This window comes from Pseudomonas simiae (assembly GCF_000934565.1).
In the GTDB taxonomy this organism is placed as follows: domain Bacteria; phylum Pseudomonadota; class Gammaproteobacteria; order Pseudomonadales; family Pseudomonadaceae; genus Aquipseudomonas; species Aquipseudomonas simiae.
This window is the reverse complement of sequence record NZ_CP010896.1, coordinates 466,477-483,529: the sequence shown is the minus strand read 5'-3', so window position 1 is coordinate 483,529 and position 17,053 is coordinate 466,477. Positions and strand designations below refer to the sequence as shown.

General features: G+C 62.4%; 16 protein-coding genes. 14 read left to right on the top strand and 2 right to left on the bottom strand.

What is annotated here, in order from left to right; genetic code table 11:
• Positions 1–156 precede the first annotated feature (156 nt).
• From PF1751_RS02150 to trxC, 4 genes are all read left to right on the top strand, one after another.
• The gene (locus PF1751_RS02150; RefSeq protein WP_010213704.1) at positions 157–1,899 is read left to right on the top strand and encodes a potassium/proton antiporter; all 1,743 of its coding nucleotides are present in this window, start codon (positions 157–159) and stop codon (positions 1,897–1,899) included.
• A 50-nt stretch (positions 1,900–1,949) separates the two neighbouring features.
• Positions 1,950–5,288 carry a mechanosensitive channel MscK gene (gene mscK, locus PF1751_RS02145; RefSeq protein WP_010213705.1) on the top strand — a complete coding sequence of 1,113 codons (3,339 nt, stop codon included), beginning with the start codon at positions 1,950–1,952 and terminating at the stop codon, positions 5,286–5,288.
• Positions 5,289–5,336: 48 nt separating this feature from the next.
• Positions 5,337–6,800, top strand: coding sequence for a protein adenylyltransferase SelO (gene selO / locus PF1751_RS02140; protein WP_010213706.1), 1,464 nt, complete (start codon positions 5,337–5,339; stop codon positions 6,798–6,800).
• A gap of 111 nt (positions 6,801–6,911) precedes the next feature.
• Positions 6,912–7,346 carry a thioredoxin TrxC gene (trxC, locus tag PF1751_RS02135; protein ID WP_010213707.1) on the top strand — a complete coding sequence of 145 codons (435 nt, stop codon included), beginning with the start codon at positions 6,912–6,914 and terminating at the stop codon, positions 7,344–7,346.
• A 99-nt stretch (positions 7,347–7,445) separates the two neighbouring features.
• On the opposite strand, the gene PF1751_RS02130 is transcribed toward trxC, so the two are convergent.
• Positions 7,446–7,664 (bottom strand): DUF6124 family protein, encoded by a 219-nt coding sequence (locus PF1751_RS02130; RefSeq protein WP_010213708.1) that lies wholly within the window; start codon positions 7,662–7,664, stop codon positions 7,446–7,448.
• Positions 7,665–8,148: 484 nt separating this feature from the next.
• Positions 8,149–8,919: a ParA family protein gene (locus tag PF1751_RS02125; protein WP_010213709.1), complete on the bottom strand. Its 771-nt coding sequence runs from the start codon at positions 8,917–8,919 to the stop codon at positions 8,149–8,151.
• Positions 8,920–9,223: 304 nt separating this feature from the next.
• On the opposite strand from PF1751_RS02125, the gene PF1751_RS02120 reads away from it, so the two are divergent.
• From PF1751_RS02120 to PF1751_RS02075, 10 genes are read left to right on the top strand one after another with little or no spacing between them, the layout of a single operon-like run.
• Positions 9,224–9,943, top strand: a complete 720-nt coding sequence (locus PF1751_RS02120) for a beta-ketoacyl synthase chain length factor (protein WP_042571366.1) — start codon at positions 9,224–9,226, stop codon at positions 9,941–9,943.
• The gene (locus PF1751_RS02115; protein WP_010213711.1) at positions 9,919–10,731 is read left to right on the top strand and encodes a lysophospholipid acyltransferase family protein; all 813 of its coding nucleotides are present in this window, start codon (positions 9,919–9,921) and stop codon (positions 10,729–10,731) included. The genes PF1751_RS02120 and PF1751_RS02115 overlap by 25 nt, the downstream gene beginning before the upstream one ends.
• Positions 10,709–10,978 (top strand): phosphopantetheine-binding protein, encoded by a 270-nt coding sequence (locus PF1751_RS02110; RefSeq protein WP_010213712.1) that lies wholly within the window; start codon positions 10,709–10,711, stop codon positions 10,976–10,978. The genes PF1751_RS02115 and PF1751_RS02110 overlap by 23 nt, the downstream gene beginning before the upstream one ends.
• A 9-nt stretch (positions 10,979–10,987) precedes the next feature.
• Positions 10,988–11,242 (top strand): acyl carrier protein, encoded by a 255-nt coding sequence (locus PF1751_RS02105; RefSeq protein WP_003187949.1) that lies wholly within the window; start codon positions 10,988–10,990, stop codon positions 11,240–11,242.
• Entirely contained in the window at positions 11,239–11,784 is a 546-nt protein-coding gene (locus PF1751_RS02100; RefSeq protein WP_044286526.1) for a COG4648 family protein, read from the top strand. Before PF1751_RS02105 ends, PF1751_RS02100 begins: the two co-directional genes overlap by 4 nt.
• The gene (locus PF1751_RS02095) at positions 11,781–13,451 is read left to right on the top strand and encodes an acyl-CoA synthetase family protein (RefSeq protein ID WP_010213717.1); all 1,671 of its coding nucleotides are present in this window, start codon (positions 11,781–11,783) and stop codon (positions 13,449–13,451) included. Before PF1751_RS02100 ends, PF1751_RS02095 begins: the two co-directional genes overlap by 4 nt.
• Positions 13,444–14,178 carry a glycosyltransferase family 2 protein gene (locus tag PF1751_RS02090; RefSeq protein WP_010213719.1) on the top strand — a complete coding sequence of 245 codons (735 nt, stop codon included), beginning with the start codon at positions 13,444–13,446 and terminating at the stop codon, positions 14,176–14,178. The genes PF1751_RS02095 and PF1751_RS02090 overlap by 8 nt, the downstream gene beginning before the upstream one ends.
• A complete protein-coding gene (locus PF1751_RS02085) occupies positions 14,175–15,110 on the top strand; it encodes an LpxL/LpxP family acyltransferase (protein WP_010213720.1) in 936 nt (311 codons plus the stop codon). Before PF1751_RS02090 ends, PF1751_RS02085 begins: the two co-directional genes overlap by 4 nt.
• Positions 15,094–16,635 carry an HAL/PAL/TAL family ammonia-lyase gene (locus tag PF1751_RS02080; RefSeq protein WP_010213722.1) on the top strand — a complete coding sequence of 514 codons (1,542 nt, stop codon included), beginning with the start codon at positions 15,094–15,096 and terminating at the stop codon, positions 16,633–16,635. Before PF1751_RS02085 ends, PF1751_RS02080 begins: the two co-directional genes overlap by 17 nt.
• Complete coding sequence (locus PF1751_RS02075) at positions 16,628–17,053, top strand: acyl-CoA thioesterase (protein ID WP_044286525.1); 426 nt, start codon at positions 16,628–16,630, stop codon at positions 17,051–17,053. Before PF1751_RS02080 ends, PF1751_RS02075 begins: the two co-directional genes overlap by 8 nt.

Sequence of the window (17,053 nt, the reverse complement as noted above, 5' to 3'; positions counted from 1 at the left end):
ACGCCGCCATCGCAGGCAAGCCAGCTCCCACATTTGGCTTTGCGCAAATCAGAAAAAGCTTTTTGACAGCGCAGCAATTCAACAGGTTAGAATCGCTGGCACGCAGACTGCATGGTCAGTTTGCGCCCCGTCCTGTTTGCTTATGGAGTACTGCCTTTGAATGCGACGACCATCAACAGCCTGTTCTTGATCGGCGCGTTGCTGGTGAGTGCGAGCATTCTGGTGAGTTCTCTCTCGTCCCGCCTGGGTATCCCGATATTGGTGATCATCCTGGCCGTGGGCATGGTCGCCGGCGTCGATGGCGGCGGCATCATCTTCGATAACTACCCGACCGCCTACCTGGTGGGCAACCTCGCCCTGGCCGTGATCCTGCTCGACGGCGGTTTGCGCACACGGGTGGCGAGTTTCCGCGTGGCACTCTGGCCGGCGTTGTCGCTGGCCACGGTGGGGGTGTTGATTACCACCGGCCTCACGGGCATGGCCGCGGCCTGGCTGTTTGACCTCAATCTCATCCAGGGCCTGCTGATCGGCGCGATTGTCGGCTCTACGGACGCCGCGGCAGTGTTCTCGCTGCTCGGCGGCAAGGGCCTCAACGAGCGGGTCACTGCCAGCCTGGAAATCGAATCCGGCAGCAACGACCCGATGGCGGTATTCCTCACCGTCACCTTGATCGACATGCTCGCCAGCGGCCAGACCGGCCTGCACTGGAGCCTGCTGACGCACCTGGTGCGCGAGTTCGGCATCGGCGGCGTGGTCGGCCTGGGCGGCGGCTGGTTGATGCTGCAGATGGTCAACCGCATCAACCTGGCCACCGGCTTGTACCCGATCCTGGTGATCGCCGGTGGCCTGTTCGTGTTCGCCGTGACCAACGCCCTGCATGGCAGCGGCTTCCTCGCCGTGTACCTGTGCGGCCTGGTGATCGGTAACCGCCCGGTGCGCAGCCGTCATGGCATTCTGCATATGCTCGACGGCATGGCCTGGCTGGCGCAGATCGGTATGTTCCTGGTGCTGGGCCTGTTGGTCACCCCCCATGACTTACTGCCCATCGCACTGCCGGCCCTGGGCCTGGCGCTGTGGATGATCCTGTTTGCGCGGCCGTTGTCGGTGATGGTCGGCCTGCTGCCCTTCAAGGCGTTCCATGGGCGCGAAAAAGCCTTTATCGCCTGGGTTGGCCTGCGCGGCGCGGTCCCGATCATTCTGGCGGTGTTCCCGCTGATGGCCGGCCTGCCCCATGCGCAGCTGTACTTCAACCTCGCGTTCTTTATCGTACTGGTGTCGCTGCTGGTGCAGGGCACGAGCCTGCCGTGGGTGGCCAAGCTGCTCAAAGTCACCGTACCGCCGGACCCGGCACCGATCTCCCGTGCAGCGCTGGAAGTGCACGTCACCAGCGAGTGGGAGCTGTTCGTCTACCGCCTGGGCGCGGAGAAATGGTGCATCGGCGCTGCCCTGCGCGAGCTGAAAATGCCCGAAGGTACGCGGATCGCCGCGCTGTTCCGTGGCCAGCAACTGCTCCATCCGTCGGGTAGTACCGTGCTGGAAGTCGGCGATTTGCTCTGCGTGATCGGCCACGAACACAACCTGCCGGCACTGGGCAAACTGTTCAGCCAGGCCCCACAACGCGGTCTCGACCTGCGTTTCTTCGGCGACTTCGTGCTGGAAGGCGATGCCCAGCTGGGCGCGGTTTCGGCGCTGTACGGCCTGAAACTGGAGGGCATCGACCCCGATATGCCGCTGAGCAGCTTCATCACCCAAAAAGTCGGCGGCGCCCCCATCGTCGGCGACCAGGTGGAGTGGAACAACACCATCTGGACCGTCGCGGTCATGGATGGGAACAAGATCGGCAAAGTGGGCGTCAGATTCCCCGAAGGAAGTCGCCCGGGCCCCGGTCTCTTCCTCTAAACTGCGGGGCGACGACGCCCCCGATTCTTCACCTTGCAAGACCGGTCTCTATGCCTACCCTGCGCACGTTCCTCGCCACTGCCCTGCTGGGCCTGACCCTTTGTGTCGGCACCGTTCACGCGGCCGACCCGCCCAGCGCCGACGCCATCCAGCAAACCCTGGACAAGTTGCCCGACCGCAAGCTGCCCGACGCCGACATGAAGGCCCTTCAGACCATCCTGCAGCAGACCCTGACGTACCTGGGCAACAAGCAGGATTACGAGCAGCGCCTGGTCGACCTCAAACGCCAGCTGGAAGACGCGCCGCGCCAGACCGCTGATAACCAGCGCGAACTGACCCGGCTCAAGGCCACCAAAATCGTCCCGGTCGCCCAGCGCTACGCCACTTTGCCGGTGCCGCAGCTTGAGCAGTTGCTGGTGCAGCGCACCACCCAGCAAGGCGACCTGCAAAAAGAACTGGCCGACGCCAACAGCCTGTCCATTGCCGCCCAGACCCGCCCCGAGCGCGCCCAGACCGAGATCAGCAGCAGCCAGACGCGCATCCTGCAGATCAATTCGATCCTCAAGGCCGGCAAAGACAACGGCAAAACCCTCAGCGGCGACCAGCGCAACCAGCTCAACGCCGAACTCGCGGCCCTTAGCGCGCTGATCCCCCTGCGCCGCCAGGAACTGGCCGGCAACAGCCAACTGCAAGACCTGGGCAACAGCCAGCACGACCTAGTGATGGAGAAAACCGCGCGCCTGGAACAAGAGATCCAGGACCTGCAGACCCTGATCAACCAGAAGCGCCTGGCCCAGTCCCAACAAACGGTGACCCAGCAGTCCATCGAAGCGCAAAAGGCCGGCGGCAGCAGCCTGCTGGCCACCGAGAGCGCAGCCAACCTGAAGCTGTCCGATTACCTGCTCAAAAGTACTGACCGCCTCAACGACCTGACCCAGAAGAACCTGAAAACCAAGCAGCAACTCGACACCGTGACCCAGAGCGACTCGGCCCTGGACGAGCAGATCAACGTGCTCAAGGGCAGCCTGCTGCTGTCCAAGATCCTCTATAAACAGAAACAGGCCTTGCCGCGCCTGACGGTAGACCGCGACCTGGCGGACGACATTGCCAACATTCGCCTGTACCAGTTCGAGGTCAACCAGCAACGTGAACTGATCAGCTCTCCCAGCGCCTATGTGGATAACTTGCTGGCCAACCAGTCGCCGGAAGACGTCACCCCGCAGTTGCGCCGCACCTTGCTGGAACTGGCGATCACCCGCAGCGACCTGCTGGAGCGCCTGAGCCGCGAGCTGAGCGCGCTGCTCAACGAATCCATCACGCTGCAACTGAACCAGAAACAACTGCTCAGCACCGCCACTACCCTGCGGGCGACGCTGGATGAGCAGATGTTCTGGATCCCCAGCAACAAGCCGCTGGACACCGAATGGCTGGAAACGGTCCCGGCGCACCTGAGCAAACAAGTCGCCACCTTGCCCTGGGCTTCCAGCGTCAGCGAACTGTATGACGGCCTGACCCAGCGCCCGCTGCTGTTCCTGCCCCTGCTGCTGTTGATTGGTGCCCTGCTGTGGCGCCGTAAAAACCTGTATCAGCGCCTGAACAAGGTGCACCTGGACATCGGCCACTTCAAACGTGACAGCCAGTGGCACACGCCACAGGCCATCCTGATCAATATCCTGCTGGCGATGCCGGTGTCCCTGGGTTTGGCGCTGTGCGGCTACGCGTTGCAGATCGACGCTCGTGGGCAAAACGCCAACCTCGGCTCGGCCCTGCTGCAGATCGCCCAGGCCTGGCTGGTGTTCTATACCGCTTATCGCATCCTGGCGCCGGGCGGCGTGGCCGAACTGCACTTCCGCTGGGAAAAGCCCCAGGTCGAATTCCTGCAAGGTTGGGTACGCAAGCTCGGGTTAGTGGTGCTGGCGCTGGTGGCCGTGGTGGCCATCGCTGAACACCAACCGGCGGCGCTCGCCGACGACGTGCTGGGTATCGGCGTGGTACTGACCTGCTACGCGCTGATGGCCTGGCTGCTCGGCCGCCTGTTGCTCAACAGCCCCACTCATGAAAAGGCTTCGCTGTTTCGCAAAGCCGTGGGCCTTTTGTTTACCGCGCTGCCGGTCGCGCTGTTTATCGCCGTGTGCTTTGGCTACTACTACACCGCGCTCAAGCTCAGCGATCGCCTGATCAACACCCTGTACCTGCTGATGTTCTGGCTGGTGATCGAAGCCACCTTCGTTCGCGGCCTGGGCGTTGCCGCCCGGCGCCTGGCCTACGCGCGCGCCCTGGCCAAACGCCAAGCCGCCAAGGAAGCCGGCGACGGCGAAGCGGTGATCGAAGAACCGACCCTGGACATCGAACAGGTCAACGAACAGTCCATGCGCCTGATCCGCCTGGCCTTGCTCGGCGGCTTTATCGCGGCGTTGTACTGGGTGTGGTCGGACCTGATCTCGGTATTTTCGTATCTGGATAACGTCACGCTGTACGAATACACCAGCGGTACCGGCGCCAATATCAGCATGGTCCCCATCAGCATCGGCGACTTGCTCGGCGCCTTGATCATTATCGGCATCACCTTCGCGCTGGCGCGCAACCTGCCCGGCCTGCTCGAAGTCCTGGTGCTGTCCAAGCTGGACCTGGCCCAGGGCAGCGCCTATGCGACGACTACGTTGCTGTCGTATGTGATTGCCGGCGTCGGTTTCGTCTCCACCCTGTCCACCCTCGGCGTGAGCTGGGACAAGTTGCAATGGTTGGTGGCGGCGCTGTCGGTGGGGTTGGGCTTCGGCATGCAGGAGATTTTCGCCAACTTCATTTCCGGCATCATGATCCTGTTCGAGCGCCCGGTGCGGATCGGCGACACCATCACCATCGGCAACCTGTCGGGCACGGTGAGCAAGATCCGCATCCGCGCCACTACGATCACTGACTTTGATCGCAAGGACATCATTGTCCCGAACAAGACCTTCATTACCGGGCAACTGATCAACTGGTCGCTGACCGACACCATCACCCGCGTCACGTTGAAGCTGGGTGTGGACTACGGCTCCGACCTGGACCGCGTGAAGGAACTGCTGCTCAAGGCCGCCCGCGACAACCCACGGGTACTCAAGGAGCCGGAGCCCCATGTGTACTTCCTCAACTTCGGCGAAAGCACCCTCGACCACGAACTGCGCATGCACGTGCGCGACCTCGGCGACCGTAACCCGGTGATCGACGAAGTGAACCGCTTTATCAATCGCGAGTTCAAGAAAGAGCACATCAACATCTCGTTCCGCCAGATGGAGGTCTACCTCAAGAACCTCCACGGCCAGGAATACAAATTGGTGGAGGTCGACACCCCGGCCAAGCCCGCCAACGACGGCGGTGTGCAGGAACCGCCACCGAGCAAACTCGACTAACGCCGTTATCCCCAGCAGAATGCTCGGACATTCTGCTGGAGATGGCCGGTGAAAGCCCTCGACGAACTGACCTTCGACAACCGCTTCGCACGCCTGGGCGACGCGTTCTCGACCCACGTATTGCCTGAGCCCCTCGACGCACCGCGCCTGGTCGTGGCGAGCACGGCCGCCATGGCCCTGCTCGATCTTGATCCCGCCGTTGCCGAAACACCGGTGTTCGCCGAGCTGTTCGGCGGCCACACGCTGTGGGCCGAGGCCGAACCGCGGGCGATGGTCTATTCCGGGCATCAGTTCGGTGGCTACACCCCGCAACTGGGCGATGGCCGCGGGTTGTTGCTGGGCGAGGCGTACAACGAGGCCGGCGAGCACTGGGACCTACATCTGAAGGGCGCCGGGATGACGCCTTACTCACGGATGGGCGATGGGCGCGCGGTATTGCGCTCGTCCATCCGCGAGTTCCTGGCCTCCGAAGCACTGCACGCGCTGGGCATCCCCAGCAGCCGTGCGCTGTGCGTGATCGGCTCCGACACCCCCGTGTGGCGCGAGAAGCAGGAGCGCGGCGCGATGGTGTTGCGCATGGCGCACAGTCATATCCGCTTCGGCCATTTCGAATACTTCTACTACACCAAAAAGCCCGAGCAGCAGGCACTCTTGGCCGAGCATGTACTGAACCTGCACTACCCCGAGTGCCGTGAACAACCTGAGCCGTACCTGGCGATGTTCCGTGAAATCGTCGAGCGCAACGCCGAACTGATCGCAAAATGGCAGGCTTATGGCTTCTGCCATGGCGTGATGAACACCGACAACATGTCGATCCTGGGCATCACGTTCGACTTCGGGCCGTTTGCGTTCCTGGATGACTTTGACGCGCATTTCATCTGCAACCACTCCGACCATGAAGGGCGTTACTCCTTCAGCAACCAAGTGCCGATTGGGCAGTGGAACCTCAGTGCATTGGCACAGGCGTTGACGCCGTTTATCAGCGTCGATGCTTTGAAAGAAGCGCTGGGCTTGTACCTGCCGCTGTATCAGGCCAATTACCTGGATTTGATGCGCCGCCGCTTGGGGCTGACCACCGCCGAAGACGATGACCAGAAGCTGGTGGAGCGCTTGTTGCAACTGATGCAGAACAGCGGCGTGGATTACACCCTGTTCTTCCGCCGCCTGGGGGATGAATCGGCGGCGCTGGCGGTGACGCGACTGCGCGATGACTTTGTCGACCTGGCCGGGTTTGATGCCTGGGCTGAGCAGTACAAGGCCCGTGTTGTGCGGGATGGGGAATATAGCCAAGAGCAACGCCGTGAGCGGATGCACGCAGTGAACCCGCTGTACATCCTGCGCAACTACCTCGCGCAGAACGCCATCACTGCAGCCGAGTCAGGGGATTACAGCGAAGTCCGGCGGCTGCACGAGGTCCTGTCCAAGCCGTTTGAGGAGCAAGCGGGGATGGAGCAATACGCACAGCGGCCGCCGGATTGGGGCAAACACCTGGAAATCAGCTGTTCCTCATAGGCGCTGTAGTGGGCGGGCTTGTCTTGCGCGGTTCGGGGCTGCATTTACCTTGATAAATGTCAGCGTCGGCTCCAAATTGGACTTATTGGCCATACCCTAGGAGCCCTCCCGATGTCCGAACCGCTTGTAATCCCCTGCCCCCATTGCAACGGCCTTAACCGCATCCCCGGCGAACGCCTGAGTGACGCGCCCAAATGCGGGCGCTGCAAGCAGCCGGTGTTGTTGAGCAAGCCTTTCGAACTGAAACAGGGCGACTACGCCAGCCAGATCAAGGGCGACCTGCCGTTGCTGGTGGATGTGTGGGCCGACTGGTGCGGGCCGTGCAAGTCGTTCGCGCCGGTGTTTGAGCAGGCGGCCGGACAGTTGCAGGGCAAGTGCCGATTGGCCAAGCTCGACAGCGAGGCCAATCAGCAGCTGTCGGCGCAGTTGGGGATTCGCTCGATTCCCAGTTTGATTCTGTTCAAGAACGGCCGCGAAGTGGCGCGTCAGAGCGGGGCGTTTCCGTTGCCGCAGTTGATGAACTGGTTGCGTAGCCAGGGCGTGTAACGCGGTCAAATGTGGGAGCGGGCTTGCCTGCGATGGCAGTGTTGAATTCACTACAGCTATCGCAGGCAAGCCAGCTCCCACATGGACCGTGTTTCAGCCTCAGGTTAGTGGGGCTTCGCGGTCCATCATCTGGCCGACCAGCATTACGCCGAGTTCGCTCAATTGGTGAATGGCCAAGGCCACGTCGCGGTGTTCGCCGCTGAGGTCGTTGGACAGGTTGAGCAACAAGGTGCGGACGGAGGAGAAGGTTTCGTAGCTGTTGAGGACGAGGGTTTCGGTGGGGAGGTTGGGCGCCACATTGAAAAGACGAATAGACATGCATTTGTTCCCTGATAGGGCCACCACCTTTTCGCTACTAAACGAAGGGCGGTAGCTGTACGCAGGTTAGTAGACCGGGGAACAAAGCAAAGACCGGCGCACCCGAAAGTGCCCTGCGCACAGCCACCATCATATAGGCGATATGCCGCCATGCTTTGGGAGCGGTGTAACTGCTTTGGTCGGTTGGGCTACTAAACCCGATCACTGAACATTCAGCGACCCCGGAACCTTAGAGACGCCCACCCAGACGCACAAGCCGGGCGATTCTGGCTTACCTGTAGGCAACGTTACAAGGCACAACCCCTATTGCCAGACCCGTCCTACAGCCCCCGTGGGGCACATCCAACTCCAGCTGCAGGAATGCGATACACATGTGGGAGCGGGCTTGCTCGCGAATGCGGTGTCTCAGTCTGTACATCTGAAACTGACACACCGCATTCGCGAGCAAGCCCGCTCCCACAAGGGTTTTGTGTTGTCGTTCAGATCACGCGTTTTCCAGCAGGTTATGCAGCTCGACAAACTGCTGCGTCAGCTTATGCCGCGGGTCCAGGTGGATCAGGGGCTTGTTCTCCTGGTGCGACTCGCGCATGCGCACCGAGCTGGCCAGGTACACCGGTAACACCGGCAGGCCCTCGGCAATCAACTCCTCCAGCATCTGCTGTGGCAGACTCGCCCGCGCCTGGAACTGGTTGACCACGATGCCTTCCACTTCTAGGCCTTCGTTATGGTCTTCCTTCAGTTCTTCAATCTCAGCCAGCAGGCCATACAGGGCTTGGCGCGAGAAGCTGTCGCAATCGAAGGGGATCAGTACACGATCAGCGGCAATCAGCGCCGAAACCGCATAAAAATTCAATGCTGGCGGGGTGTCCAGGTAAATCCGGTCGTAATCTTCGCTCAGCTCATCCAACAGCTTTCGCAGCTTGTTGATCTTGTGCTTGGCCTCGAGCTTGGGCTGCAGGTCCGCCAGTTCGGCGGTGGCGGTGATCACATGCAGGTTGTCGAAGGGCGTCTCGTAGATATCTACTCGGTTTTTCTTCGAAAAAGGCCCGGAAGACAGGGTCTGCTTGAAAAATTCGGCAATGCCCATCGGTATATCGTCGCCGGTCAGCCCAGTGAGGTACTGGGTTGAGTTGGCTTGTGCATCGAGGTCCACCAACAGGGTTCGATAGCCTTCGCTGGCGCTGACTGCCGCCAGGTTACAGGCAATGCTGGACTTGCCAACGCCGCCTTTTTGATTGAACACCACGCGCCGCATGGAAAAACCTCCGTGTATCAATGAATGCTCGAGTGTAGAGGGCTTAAGCGAATGTTCGCTACCTCGTTCATCCATCCCCGACAAACGAACAGGAAGGGTCTGACAATCCAAATCGGCGAGGGGTAAAGGACAATCCGTAAATAATCCCAACCAAATTGTAATCAGCCGTGAACAATTTTTTACCAATATTTGCTAGAACCCCACGGCACCGGGATAATGCGCACCACTCGGCTATTGCTCCCTGTCCCGGTATTCGGGGCCAAAAGCCGCACATGGAAGCCCGCAGGGGCGGGATAACTTCTCAGTGATCACTTTCAACATCGCCCAATGGCGCGCCTGGGCCCCAGGGCTTGATAGCGTGGACGACTGGCGCGCCTGGTGCCAGGCCCCGGTGTTACTCCCTGCCAGCGATGCCTGCCCTGACGTGTCATTTTTGCCGGCCATGCAACGCCGCCGCCTGAGCCGCCTGGCGCGCATGGCCTTCAGCGTGGGCTGGCCACTGGCCGAGGGCCTGCAGGACCTGCCGTTGGTGTTTATTTCCCGACACGGCGAGACCCCGCGCACCCTCGATATTCTCAGCGATCTGGCCAACGAGCAGCCGCTGTCGCCGACCCAGTTCAGCCTGTCGGTGCACAACGCGGTGATTGGCCTGTGGTCGATCTTGCGCAATGAAACCAGCGAAATGACAGCCCTCGCGGCCGCAGGTGACGGCCTGGAGCACGGCATGCTCGAAGCGGCGGCCTTGCTCAACGAAGGCGCACCCGCGGTCTTGCTGGTCATCACCGAAGAACAGCCGCCCGAAGCCTACGCCAGCTGGATTGTGGACGTGCCGTTTCCCTATGCCCTTGGTCTGCTGCTGACGCCGGGCGACGAGTGGCAGTTGGAACTGAGCAGCGCCAGTGTCCAACTCACTCAAACCCAGTGGCCCCACGCCCTGAACCTGCTGCGCACCCTGCTCACCGAACAGGTCGCCTGCCAACATGCCTGGAAGAACCGTGTATGGAACTGGCAACGCAAGCCCTGAACGACAAACCTCGGGATGCCTATTACTGGCGCCTGTTCGCCACCGCCGCCAGCTTCGCTCTGTTCGGCTTCGGTGGCCTGTGCCTGCGTTTGCTGGTGTTCCCGTTGCTCAGTTGCCTGCCAGGGGACGCTGCAAAACACCGCAGCCGCGCCCGCCATACGATCAGTTGGCTGTTCTGGTTCTTTATCCGCCTGATGCAGCGCGCCGGCGTGCTCACCTACAGCGTCGAAGGCACGGAAAAACTCGGCCGCCCAGGCCAGATGATCATCGCCAACCACCCGTCGCTGATCGACGTGGTGTTCCTGATCGGCCTGGTGCGCCAGGCCAACTGCGTGGTCAAGCAGAGCCTGTGGCAGAACCCCTTCACCCGTGGGCCGGTGCGCGACGCGGGTTATATCAGCAACGACGGCAGTGCCGAAATGCTCGATGCGGCGGCTGATGCCCTGCGTGGCGGCCAAACCCTGATCATCTTTCCCGAAGGCACCCGCACCACACCCGGCGCAGCGCCTGCCTTTCATCGCGGCGGCGCCGCCATTGCGCTGCGCGGTGCGACAATCATCACTCCCGTGGTGATCAAGGTCAGCCCCACGACGCTGACCAAGGCCGAACCCTGGTATCGCATCCCAAAATGCCGCGTGCACTTCAGTTTGCGGGTGGGTGCCGATATAGAACCACAGGCGTTCGCAACACTGGGGCCCCCACCCCAGGCCTCACGCAAGCTCAACGATTACCTGCATCACTATTTTATTAAGGAGCTCGCCGAAGATGAGCGACCAACACCGCCTTGAGCACGACATAAAGATGCTGATCATCGAGGCCTTGGGCCTGGAAGACATCAGCGTCGACGACATCGGTAGCGAGCAAACCCTGTTCGGCGAAGGCCTCGGCCTGGATTCGGTAGACGCCCTGGAATTGGGCCTGGCGATCCAGAAAAAGTACGGCATCAAGATCGACGCCGACGCCAAGGACACCCGCAATCACTTCACCAACGTGGCCAGCCTTGCGGCGTTCGTCACGGCCAGACAGGCAGCTTGAGACCGGACCATGCAAACTCGTGACGATATTTTCAACACCTTGCGCGACGCCTTGGTGGAACTGTTTGAACTGCCGCCGGAACGCGTCACCCTTGACGCCAACCTTTACCAGGACCTGGAAATCGATAGCATCGACGCCGTCGACTTGATCGACCATATCAAGCGCCAAACCGGCAAGAAGATCGCCGCCGAAGAATTCAAGGCCGTGCGTACCGTGAACGACGTGGTTGAGGCGGTGTACCGTCTGGTCCAGCCGGCCGCATGAGCCGGCTGATCGGCCTTGGCCTGTTGTTGGCGGGGCTGCTGTACCCCTTTGCGGTGTATTACGGCACCGAACACTTCGCACCGTGGCAATTCGGGCTGCTGCTGGGCGGCCTGTGGCTGCTGCGCGCGCTGACCGGTGCGCGACGCCCCGGCAGCCGCTGGATGGCGTTGGCCGTGATGGTGTTCTGCCTGTTGCTGGCCTGGTTCGACAACCCGCACCTGCTGCGCTGGTACCCGAGCCTGGTCAGCGGGTTTATGTTGGCGCTGTTCGGCCTGAGCCTCAAATACGGCCCGCCGATGGTCGAGCGCCTGGCGCGCATGACCGACCCGGCGTTGCCCGCGCAAGCCATTGTGTATACCCGCCAGGTCACCGTGGTGTGGAGTGTGTTTTTTCTGTGTAATGGCCTGCTCGCCGCCGCCCTCACCCTGTGGGCGCCGCTGAGCTGGTGGACGTTGTACAACGGCCTGATCGCCTACGGGCTGATGGGGCTGTTGTTTGCCGTGGAATGGCTGGTACGACAAAGGGTTCGAGGCCGCGTATGAATGGGTTGAAACTTGAGCACTTGCTGCTTGAGCCGCTGGAACAGCGTCCGGTCACCACCGAACCTGCAATGGATCATGCCCAGCTGTGGGCGCAGTCCTTGAGCCTGGCCGCAGGCCTGCAAGCGCGCGGCATCCAGCGCCTGGCCGTGTACCTGGAAGATGCAGGCCTGCTCGCGATTGCCCTGCTGGGCGCCTGGCGCGCCGGGGTCAGCGTGCTGCTGCCCGCCGACCTGCAACCTCAGACCCGTCAGCGCTGGGACGCCGCAGTTGACGCCTGGCTGACCGAAGCAGCTGACCTGGACGCACTGTTTCAAACACCACTGAGCCCCGCCGCCCTCGATCTGGACAGCTGCCAACTGAGCCTGTGCACCTCCGGCTCCAGCGGCGAGCCCAAGCGCATCAACAAGACACTGCGCCAGCTGGCTAATGAAGTCGAGGCACTGGAAACCCTGTGGGGCCCGGACCTAAAAGACGCGTGCATCATCGGCAGCGTTGCCACTCAACATATCTACGGCTTGCTGTTCCGAGTGCTCTGGCCGCTGTGCGCCGGGCGTACCTTTGTGCGCAAGCAACTGGCCTTCCCCGAAGATTTGCAGCGCGCCAGCCGCGAGCACACGCATTTTGCCTGGGTCGCCAGCCCGGCGCTGCTCAAGCGCATGGGCGACAACCTCGACTGGCCGGCGCTAAGCCAAGTGTCACGGGTGTTTTCCTCCGGCGGCGCACTGCCCGTGGAAGCCGCCGGCAGCCTTTATGACCGCTTGCAGCAATGGCCGACAGAGATCCTCGGCAGTTCGGAAACCGGCGGTATCGCCTGGCGCCAGGGTGCGCAGCCTTGGCAGCCGTTTGCCGACGTGCACCTGAGCCAGGATGCCGACGGCGCCCTGCGCATTGCTTCACCGTATCTGCCTGAAGGGCACATCGAACAAACCGCCGACGCTGCACGTATCCATGCCGATGGCCGCTTCGAGCTGCTGGGTCGTCTGGATCGCATCGTCAAGCTGGAAGAAAAACGCATCTCCCTGCCCATGCTGGAACACGCGCTGATGACCCACCCGTGGGTCGCGGAAACCCGCCTGGGGGTGGTGCAGGAAAACCGCGCGTCCCTTGGCGCCCTGGTGGTGCTGAGTGACGAGGGCCTGCATGCGCTGCGCAATCAGGGCCGTCGCACGCTCACGCAAACCCTGCGCCAACACTTGAGCCAACATTGCGAAGCCCTGGCACTGCCGCGGCGCTGGCGGTTACTGCGCCAGCTGCCCCTGAACAGCCAGGGCAAACTGCCCCAGGCGCAAGTCGAGGGGCTCTTGTTGGCATCACGACCGAAAGCCCCGGAAGTACTGGAGCAGGTCGAAGCCAATGGCGAATGGACCTTGCAACTGAGCGTCCCGCCAGACCTGGCCTACTTCAGCGGGCACTTCCCGGTCACCCCCGTGTTACCGGGGGTGGTGCAGGTGGAGTGGGCATTTAATCTGGGTCAGCAGTTGCTCGACTTGCCGGCAACGTTTGCCGGGATGGAAGTACTCAAGTTCCAGCAACTGGTGCGGCCAGGCGACGCTATCGAATTGCATCTGCGGTTTGATGCGCAACGCGGCAAGTTGTATTTCGCCTATCGCAACGGTGTTGCGGCCTGCTCCAGCGGTCGGATTGTGCTGGAGAGCGTCAATGCATAACCCCTGCGCCCTGATCCCGGTCTACAACCACGAAGCGGCCGTGCCCGCCGTGGTCCGCAGCCTGTTGAACAGTGGCCTGCCTTGCCTGTTGGTCGACGACGGCAGCAGCCCGGCCTGCGCAGCGGTTCTGGCGCAACTGGCGACGATCGACAACGTCACCCTACTGACCTTGCCCACCAACCAGGGCAAGGGCGGTGCAGTGATGGCCGGGTTCCGCGAAGCCGCACGCCTGGGCTTCAGCCACGCCCTGCAAGTCGACGCCGACGGCCAACACGACCTGCGCGAAGTCGAGACCTTCCTCGACACCTCGCGCCGTCACCCCGATGCCATTATCTGCGGCTACCCCGAATACGACGACAGTGTGCCCAAAGGCCGCCTGTATGCGCGCTACCTGACCCACGTGTGGGTGTGGATCAACACCTTGTCGCTGCAGATCCGCGACTCGATGTGCGGCTTTCGCGTGTACCCGCTGACACCGGTGCTGGCGCTGATGGACTCGGCCTACATCGGCACGCGCATGGACTTCGACTCCGACATTCTGGTGCGCCTGGCCTGGCGCAACCAGCCAATGCGCTGGCTGCCGACCCAGGTGCACTACCCCGCCGACGGCCTGTCGCACTTCCGGTTGTTTCGTGACAACGTGCGCATCTCAGCCATGCACACCCGGTTGTTTTTCGGCATGTTGGTGCGGGCGCCGATGATCCTGTGGCGACGGTGGCAGGCATGAGCGACAGCAGCAAACACTGGGCCGACCGCGAGGAACGTGGCAGTTATTGGCTGATGAAGCTCACCGCCTTCGCCGCCAAAGTCCTCGGCCGACGTTTGTTGAGCCCGGTGCTGTACGGCATCGTCCTGTACTTCTTCCTGTTTGGCCGCACCGCGCGCCAGAGCGCCTGGCAATACCAACAGCGCCTGGCCGACTGGAGCGGGCGCGATGAACTGCGCCCCACTCACTGGAAAGTCTTTGGTCAGTTCATGGCGTTTGCCGACTCGCTGCTCGACAAACTCGACGTGTGGAACGGCAAGCTGCGCCTGGAGCAGATCGAGATCAACGACCCGGCGCAATTGCGCGGACAACTGCGCGGCGAACGCGGGCAGATGCTGGTGGGCGCGCACCTGGGCAACTTGGAAGTGTGCCGCGCTCTTGCCGAGATTGGCGAGCAGGTCACCATGAACGTGCTGGTGCACACCAAGCACGCCGAGCAATTCAATCGCCTGCTGGGCGAAGCCGGGGCGACCCATTTGCGCCTGATCCAGGTCAGCGAGCTGGACCCGGCCACCATGCTGCTGCTCAGCCAGCGTCTGGACGACGGCGAGTGGCTGGCGATTGCCGGCGACCGCGTGCCGCTGCACGGCGGGCGCACGGTGCGCGTAGACTTCCTCGGCCATGACGCCGCCTTCCCCCAAGGCCCGTGGCTGCTGGCCGGTTTGCTCAAGTGCCCGGTAAACCTGCTGATGTGCCTCAAGCACAACAGCCGCTATCGCCTGAGCATTGAGCCTTTCGCCGACATGATCGAATGGAAACGCAATACCCGCGAGCAGATCATAGCCCTGTGGACCGCGCGCTACGCCGCGCGCCTGGGTCAGTTCTGCCTGGAAGCGCCCCAACAATGGTTCAACTTTTACCCTTTCTGGAAGACCGATGACGACGCATCTTGAGCCGGTAACCTTTGGCGAACGCGCCTTGCGCATCGAAGACGTGCTGGCCCTGGCCAACCGTCAGGCGCCGACCCAATTGCAGAGCGATGCCGCGTATCGCCAGCGCATTGCCAAGGGCGCGCAGTTCCTCGACTCGCTGCTGGACAAGGAAGGCGTGATCTACGGCGTCACCACTGGCTACGGCGACTCCTGCGTGGTGGCGGTGCCGTTGCAGCACGTCGAGGCCTTGCCCCGTCATCTGTACACCTTCCACGGGTGCGGCCTGGGCAAGTTGCTCGACGCCCAAGCCACCCGCGCCGTGCTGGCCGCGCGTTTGCAGTCGCTGTGCCACGGTGTTTCCGGTGTGCGCGTGGAGTTGCTGGAGCGCCTGCATGCGTTCCTCGAACACGACGTGCTGCCGTTGATCCCGGAAGAAGGCTCGGTGGGCGCGAGCGGTGATCTGACGCCACTGTCCTACGTGGCGGCGACCCTGTCCGGCGAACGCGAAGTGATGTTCCGTGGCGAACGCCGCCAAGCGATCGACGTGCACCGTGAGTTGGGTTGGGAACCGCTGGTCCTGCGTCCCAAGGAAGCCCTGGCGCTGATGAACGGCACCGCGGTGATGACCGGCCTGGCCTGCCTGGCCTTCGCCCGCGCCGACTACCTGCTGCAACTGGCCACGCGCATCACCGCGCTGAACGTGGTGGCGTTGCAAGGCAACCCGGAACACTTCGACGAGCGCCTGTTCGCCGCCAAGCCGCACCCGGGGCAGATGCAAGTCGCCGCGTGGTTGCGCAAGGACCTGGCGATCGATGCGCCAACCGCGCCGCTGCACCGTCTGCAGGATCGCTATTCGTTGCGCTGTGCGCCCCACGTCCTCGGCGTATTGGCCGACAGCCTGAACTGGCTGCGCTCGTTCATCGAGATCGAGCTCAATAGCGCCAACGACAACCCGATCATCGACGCCGAAGAAGAACGCGTGCTGCACGGTGGGCACTTCTACGGCGGGCATATCGCTTTCGCCATGGACAGCCTCAAGACACTGGTGGCCAACGTCGCCGACCTGCTCGACCGTCAGCTCGCGTTGCTGGTGGACGTGCGCTACAACCACGGCCTGCCGAGCAACCTCTCCGGCGCGCCGGCCGACCGCGCGATGATCAATCACGGCTTCAAGGCCGTACAGATCGGTACCAGCGCCTGGACCGCCGAGGCATTGAAAAACACCATGCCGGCCAGCGTGTTCTCGCGCTCTACCGAGTGCCACAACCAGGACAAGGTAAGCATGGGCACCATCGCCGCCCGCGATGCGATCCGCGTGCTGGAACTGACCGAACAGGTCGCCGCCGCCACGCTGCTCGCCGCCAACCAGGGCGTGTGGCTGCGGGCCCAGGCAGAGGATGCACGGCCGTTACCGCCAGCACTGGCGGCGATGCACGAAGCACTGGCCAAGGACTTCCCGCCGGTCATCGAAGACCGTGCGCTGGAAGGCGAATTGCGCCTGTGCCTGCAACGTATCGCCGAGCAACACTGGAGGCTGCATGCGTAGCCAAGGCGTGCTGCATTGCGACACTGAAATCCTCGTGCCGTTTTTTGACGTCGACACCATGAACGTCGTCTGGCACGGGCATTACGTGAAGTACCTGGAAGTCGCGCGCTGCGCGTTGCTGGACAAGATCGGCCACAACTACACGGCGATGCTCGAGTCGGGCTACGCCTGGCCGGTCATCGACATGCAACTGCGCTACGTGCGCGGCGCCGTGTTCGGCCAGACGATCAACGTGCGCGCCAACCTGGTGGAGTGGGAGAACCGCTTGAAGGTCAATTACCTGATCACCGACCTGGCCAGCGGCGAGCGCTTGACCCGCGCCAGCACCGTGCAAGTCGCCGTAGAAATCGCCAGCCGCGAGATGCAGCTCGCCTCCCCCAAAGTCTTCACCGACACCGTAGAAAGGGCTTTGAAATGA

Bases quoted from the DNA above. Each gene is read 5' to 3' on its own strand.
- PF1751_RS02100 (WP_044286526.1), top strand. From the start codon at position 11,239: ATGAGCCGGCTGATCGGCCTTGGCCTGTTGTTGGCGGGGCTGCTGTAC.
- PF1751_RS02095 (WP_010213717.1), top strand. From the start codon at position 11,781: ATGAATGGGTTGAAACTTGAGCACTTGCTGCTTGAGCCGCTGGAACAG.
- PF1751_RS02125 (WP_010213709.1), bottom strand. From the start codon at position 8,919: ATGCGGCGCGTGGTGTTCAATCAAAAAGGCGGCGTTGGCAAGTCCAGC.
- PF1751_RS02090 (WP_010213719.1), top strand. From the start codon at position 13,444: ATGCATAACCCCTGCGCCCTGATCCCGGTCTACAACCACGAAGCGGCC.
- trxC (WP_010213707.1), top strand. From the start codon at position 6,912: ATGTCCGAACCGCTTGTAATCCCCTGCCCCCATTGCAACGGCCTTAAC.
- mscK (WP_010213705.1), top strand. From the start codon at position 1,950: ATGCCTACCCTGCGCACGTTCCTCGCCACTGCCCTGCTGGGCCTGACC.
- PF1751_RS02115 (WP_010213711.1), top strand. From the start codon at position 9,919: ATGGAACTGGCAACGCAAGCCCTGAACGACAAACCTCGGGATGCCTAT.
- PF1751_RS02080 (WP_010213722.1), top strand. From the start codon at position 15,094: ATGACGACGCATCTTGAGCCGGTAACCTTTGGCGAACGCGCCTTGCGC.
- PF1751_RS02130 (WP_010213708.1), bottom strand. From the start codon at position 7,664: ATGTCTATTCGTCTTTTCAATGTGGCGCCCAACCTCCCCACCGAAACC.
- PF1751_RS02075 (WP_044286525.1), top strand. From the start codon at position 16,628: ATGCGTAGCCAAGGCGTGCTGCATTGCGACACTGAAATCCTCGTGCCG.
- PF1751_RS02110 (WP_010213712.1), top strand. From the start codon at position 10,709: ATGAGCGACCAACACCGCCTTGAGCACGACATAAAGATGCTGATCATC.
- PF1751_RS02105 (WP_003187949.1), top strand. From the start codon at position 10,988: ATGCAAACTCGTGACGATATTTTCAACACCTTGCGCGACGCCTTGGTG.
- PF1751_RS02085 (WP_010213720.1), top strand. From the start codon at position 14,175: ATGAGCGACAGCAGCAAACACTGGGCCGACCGCGAGGAACGTGGCAGT.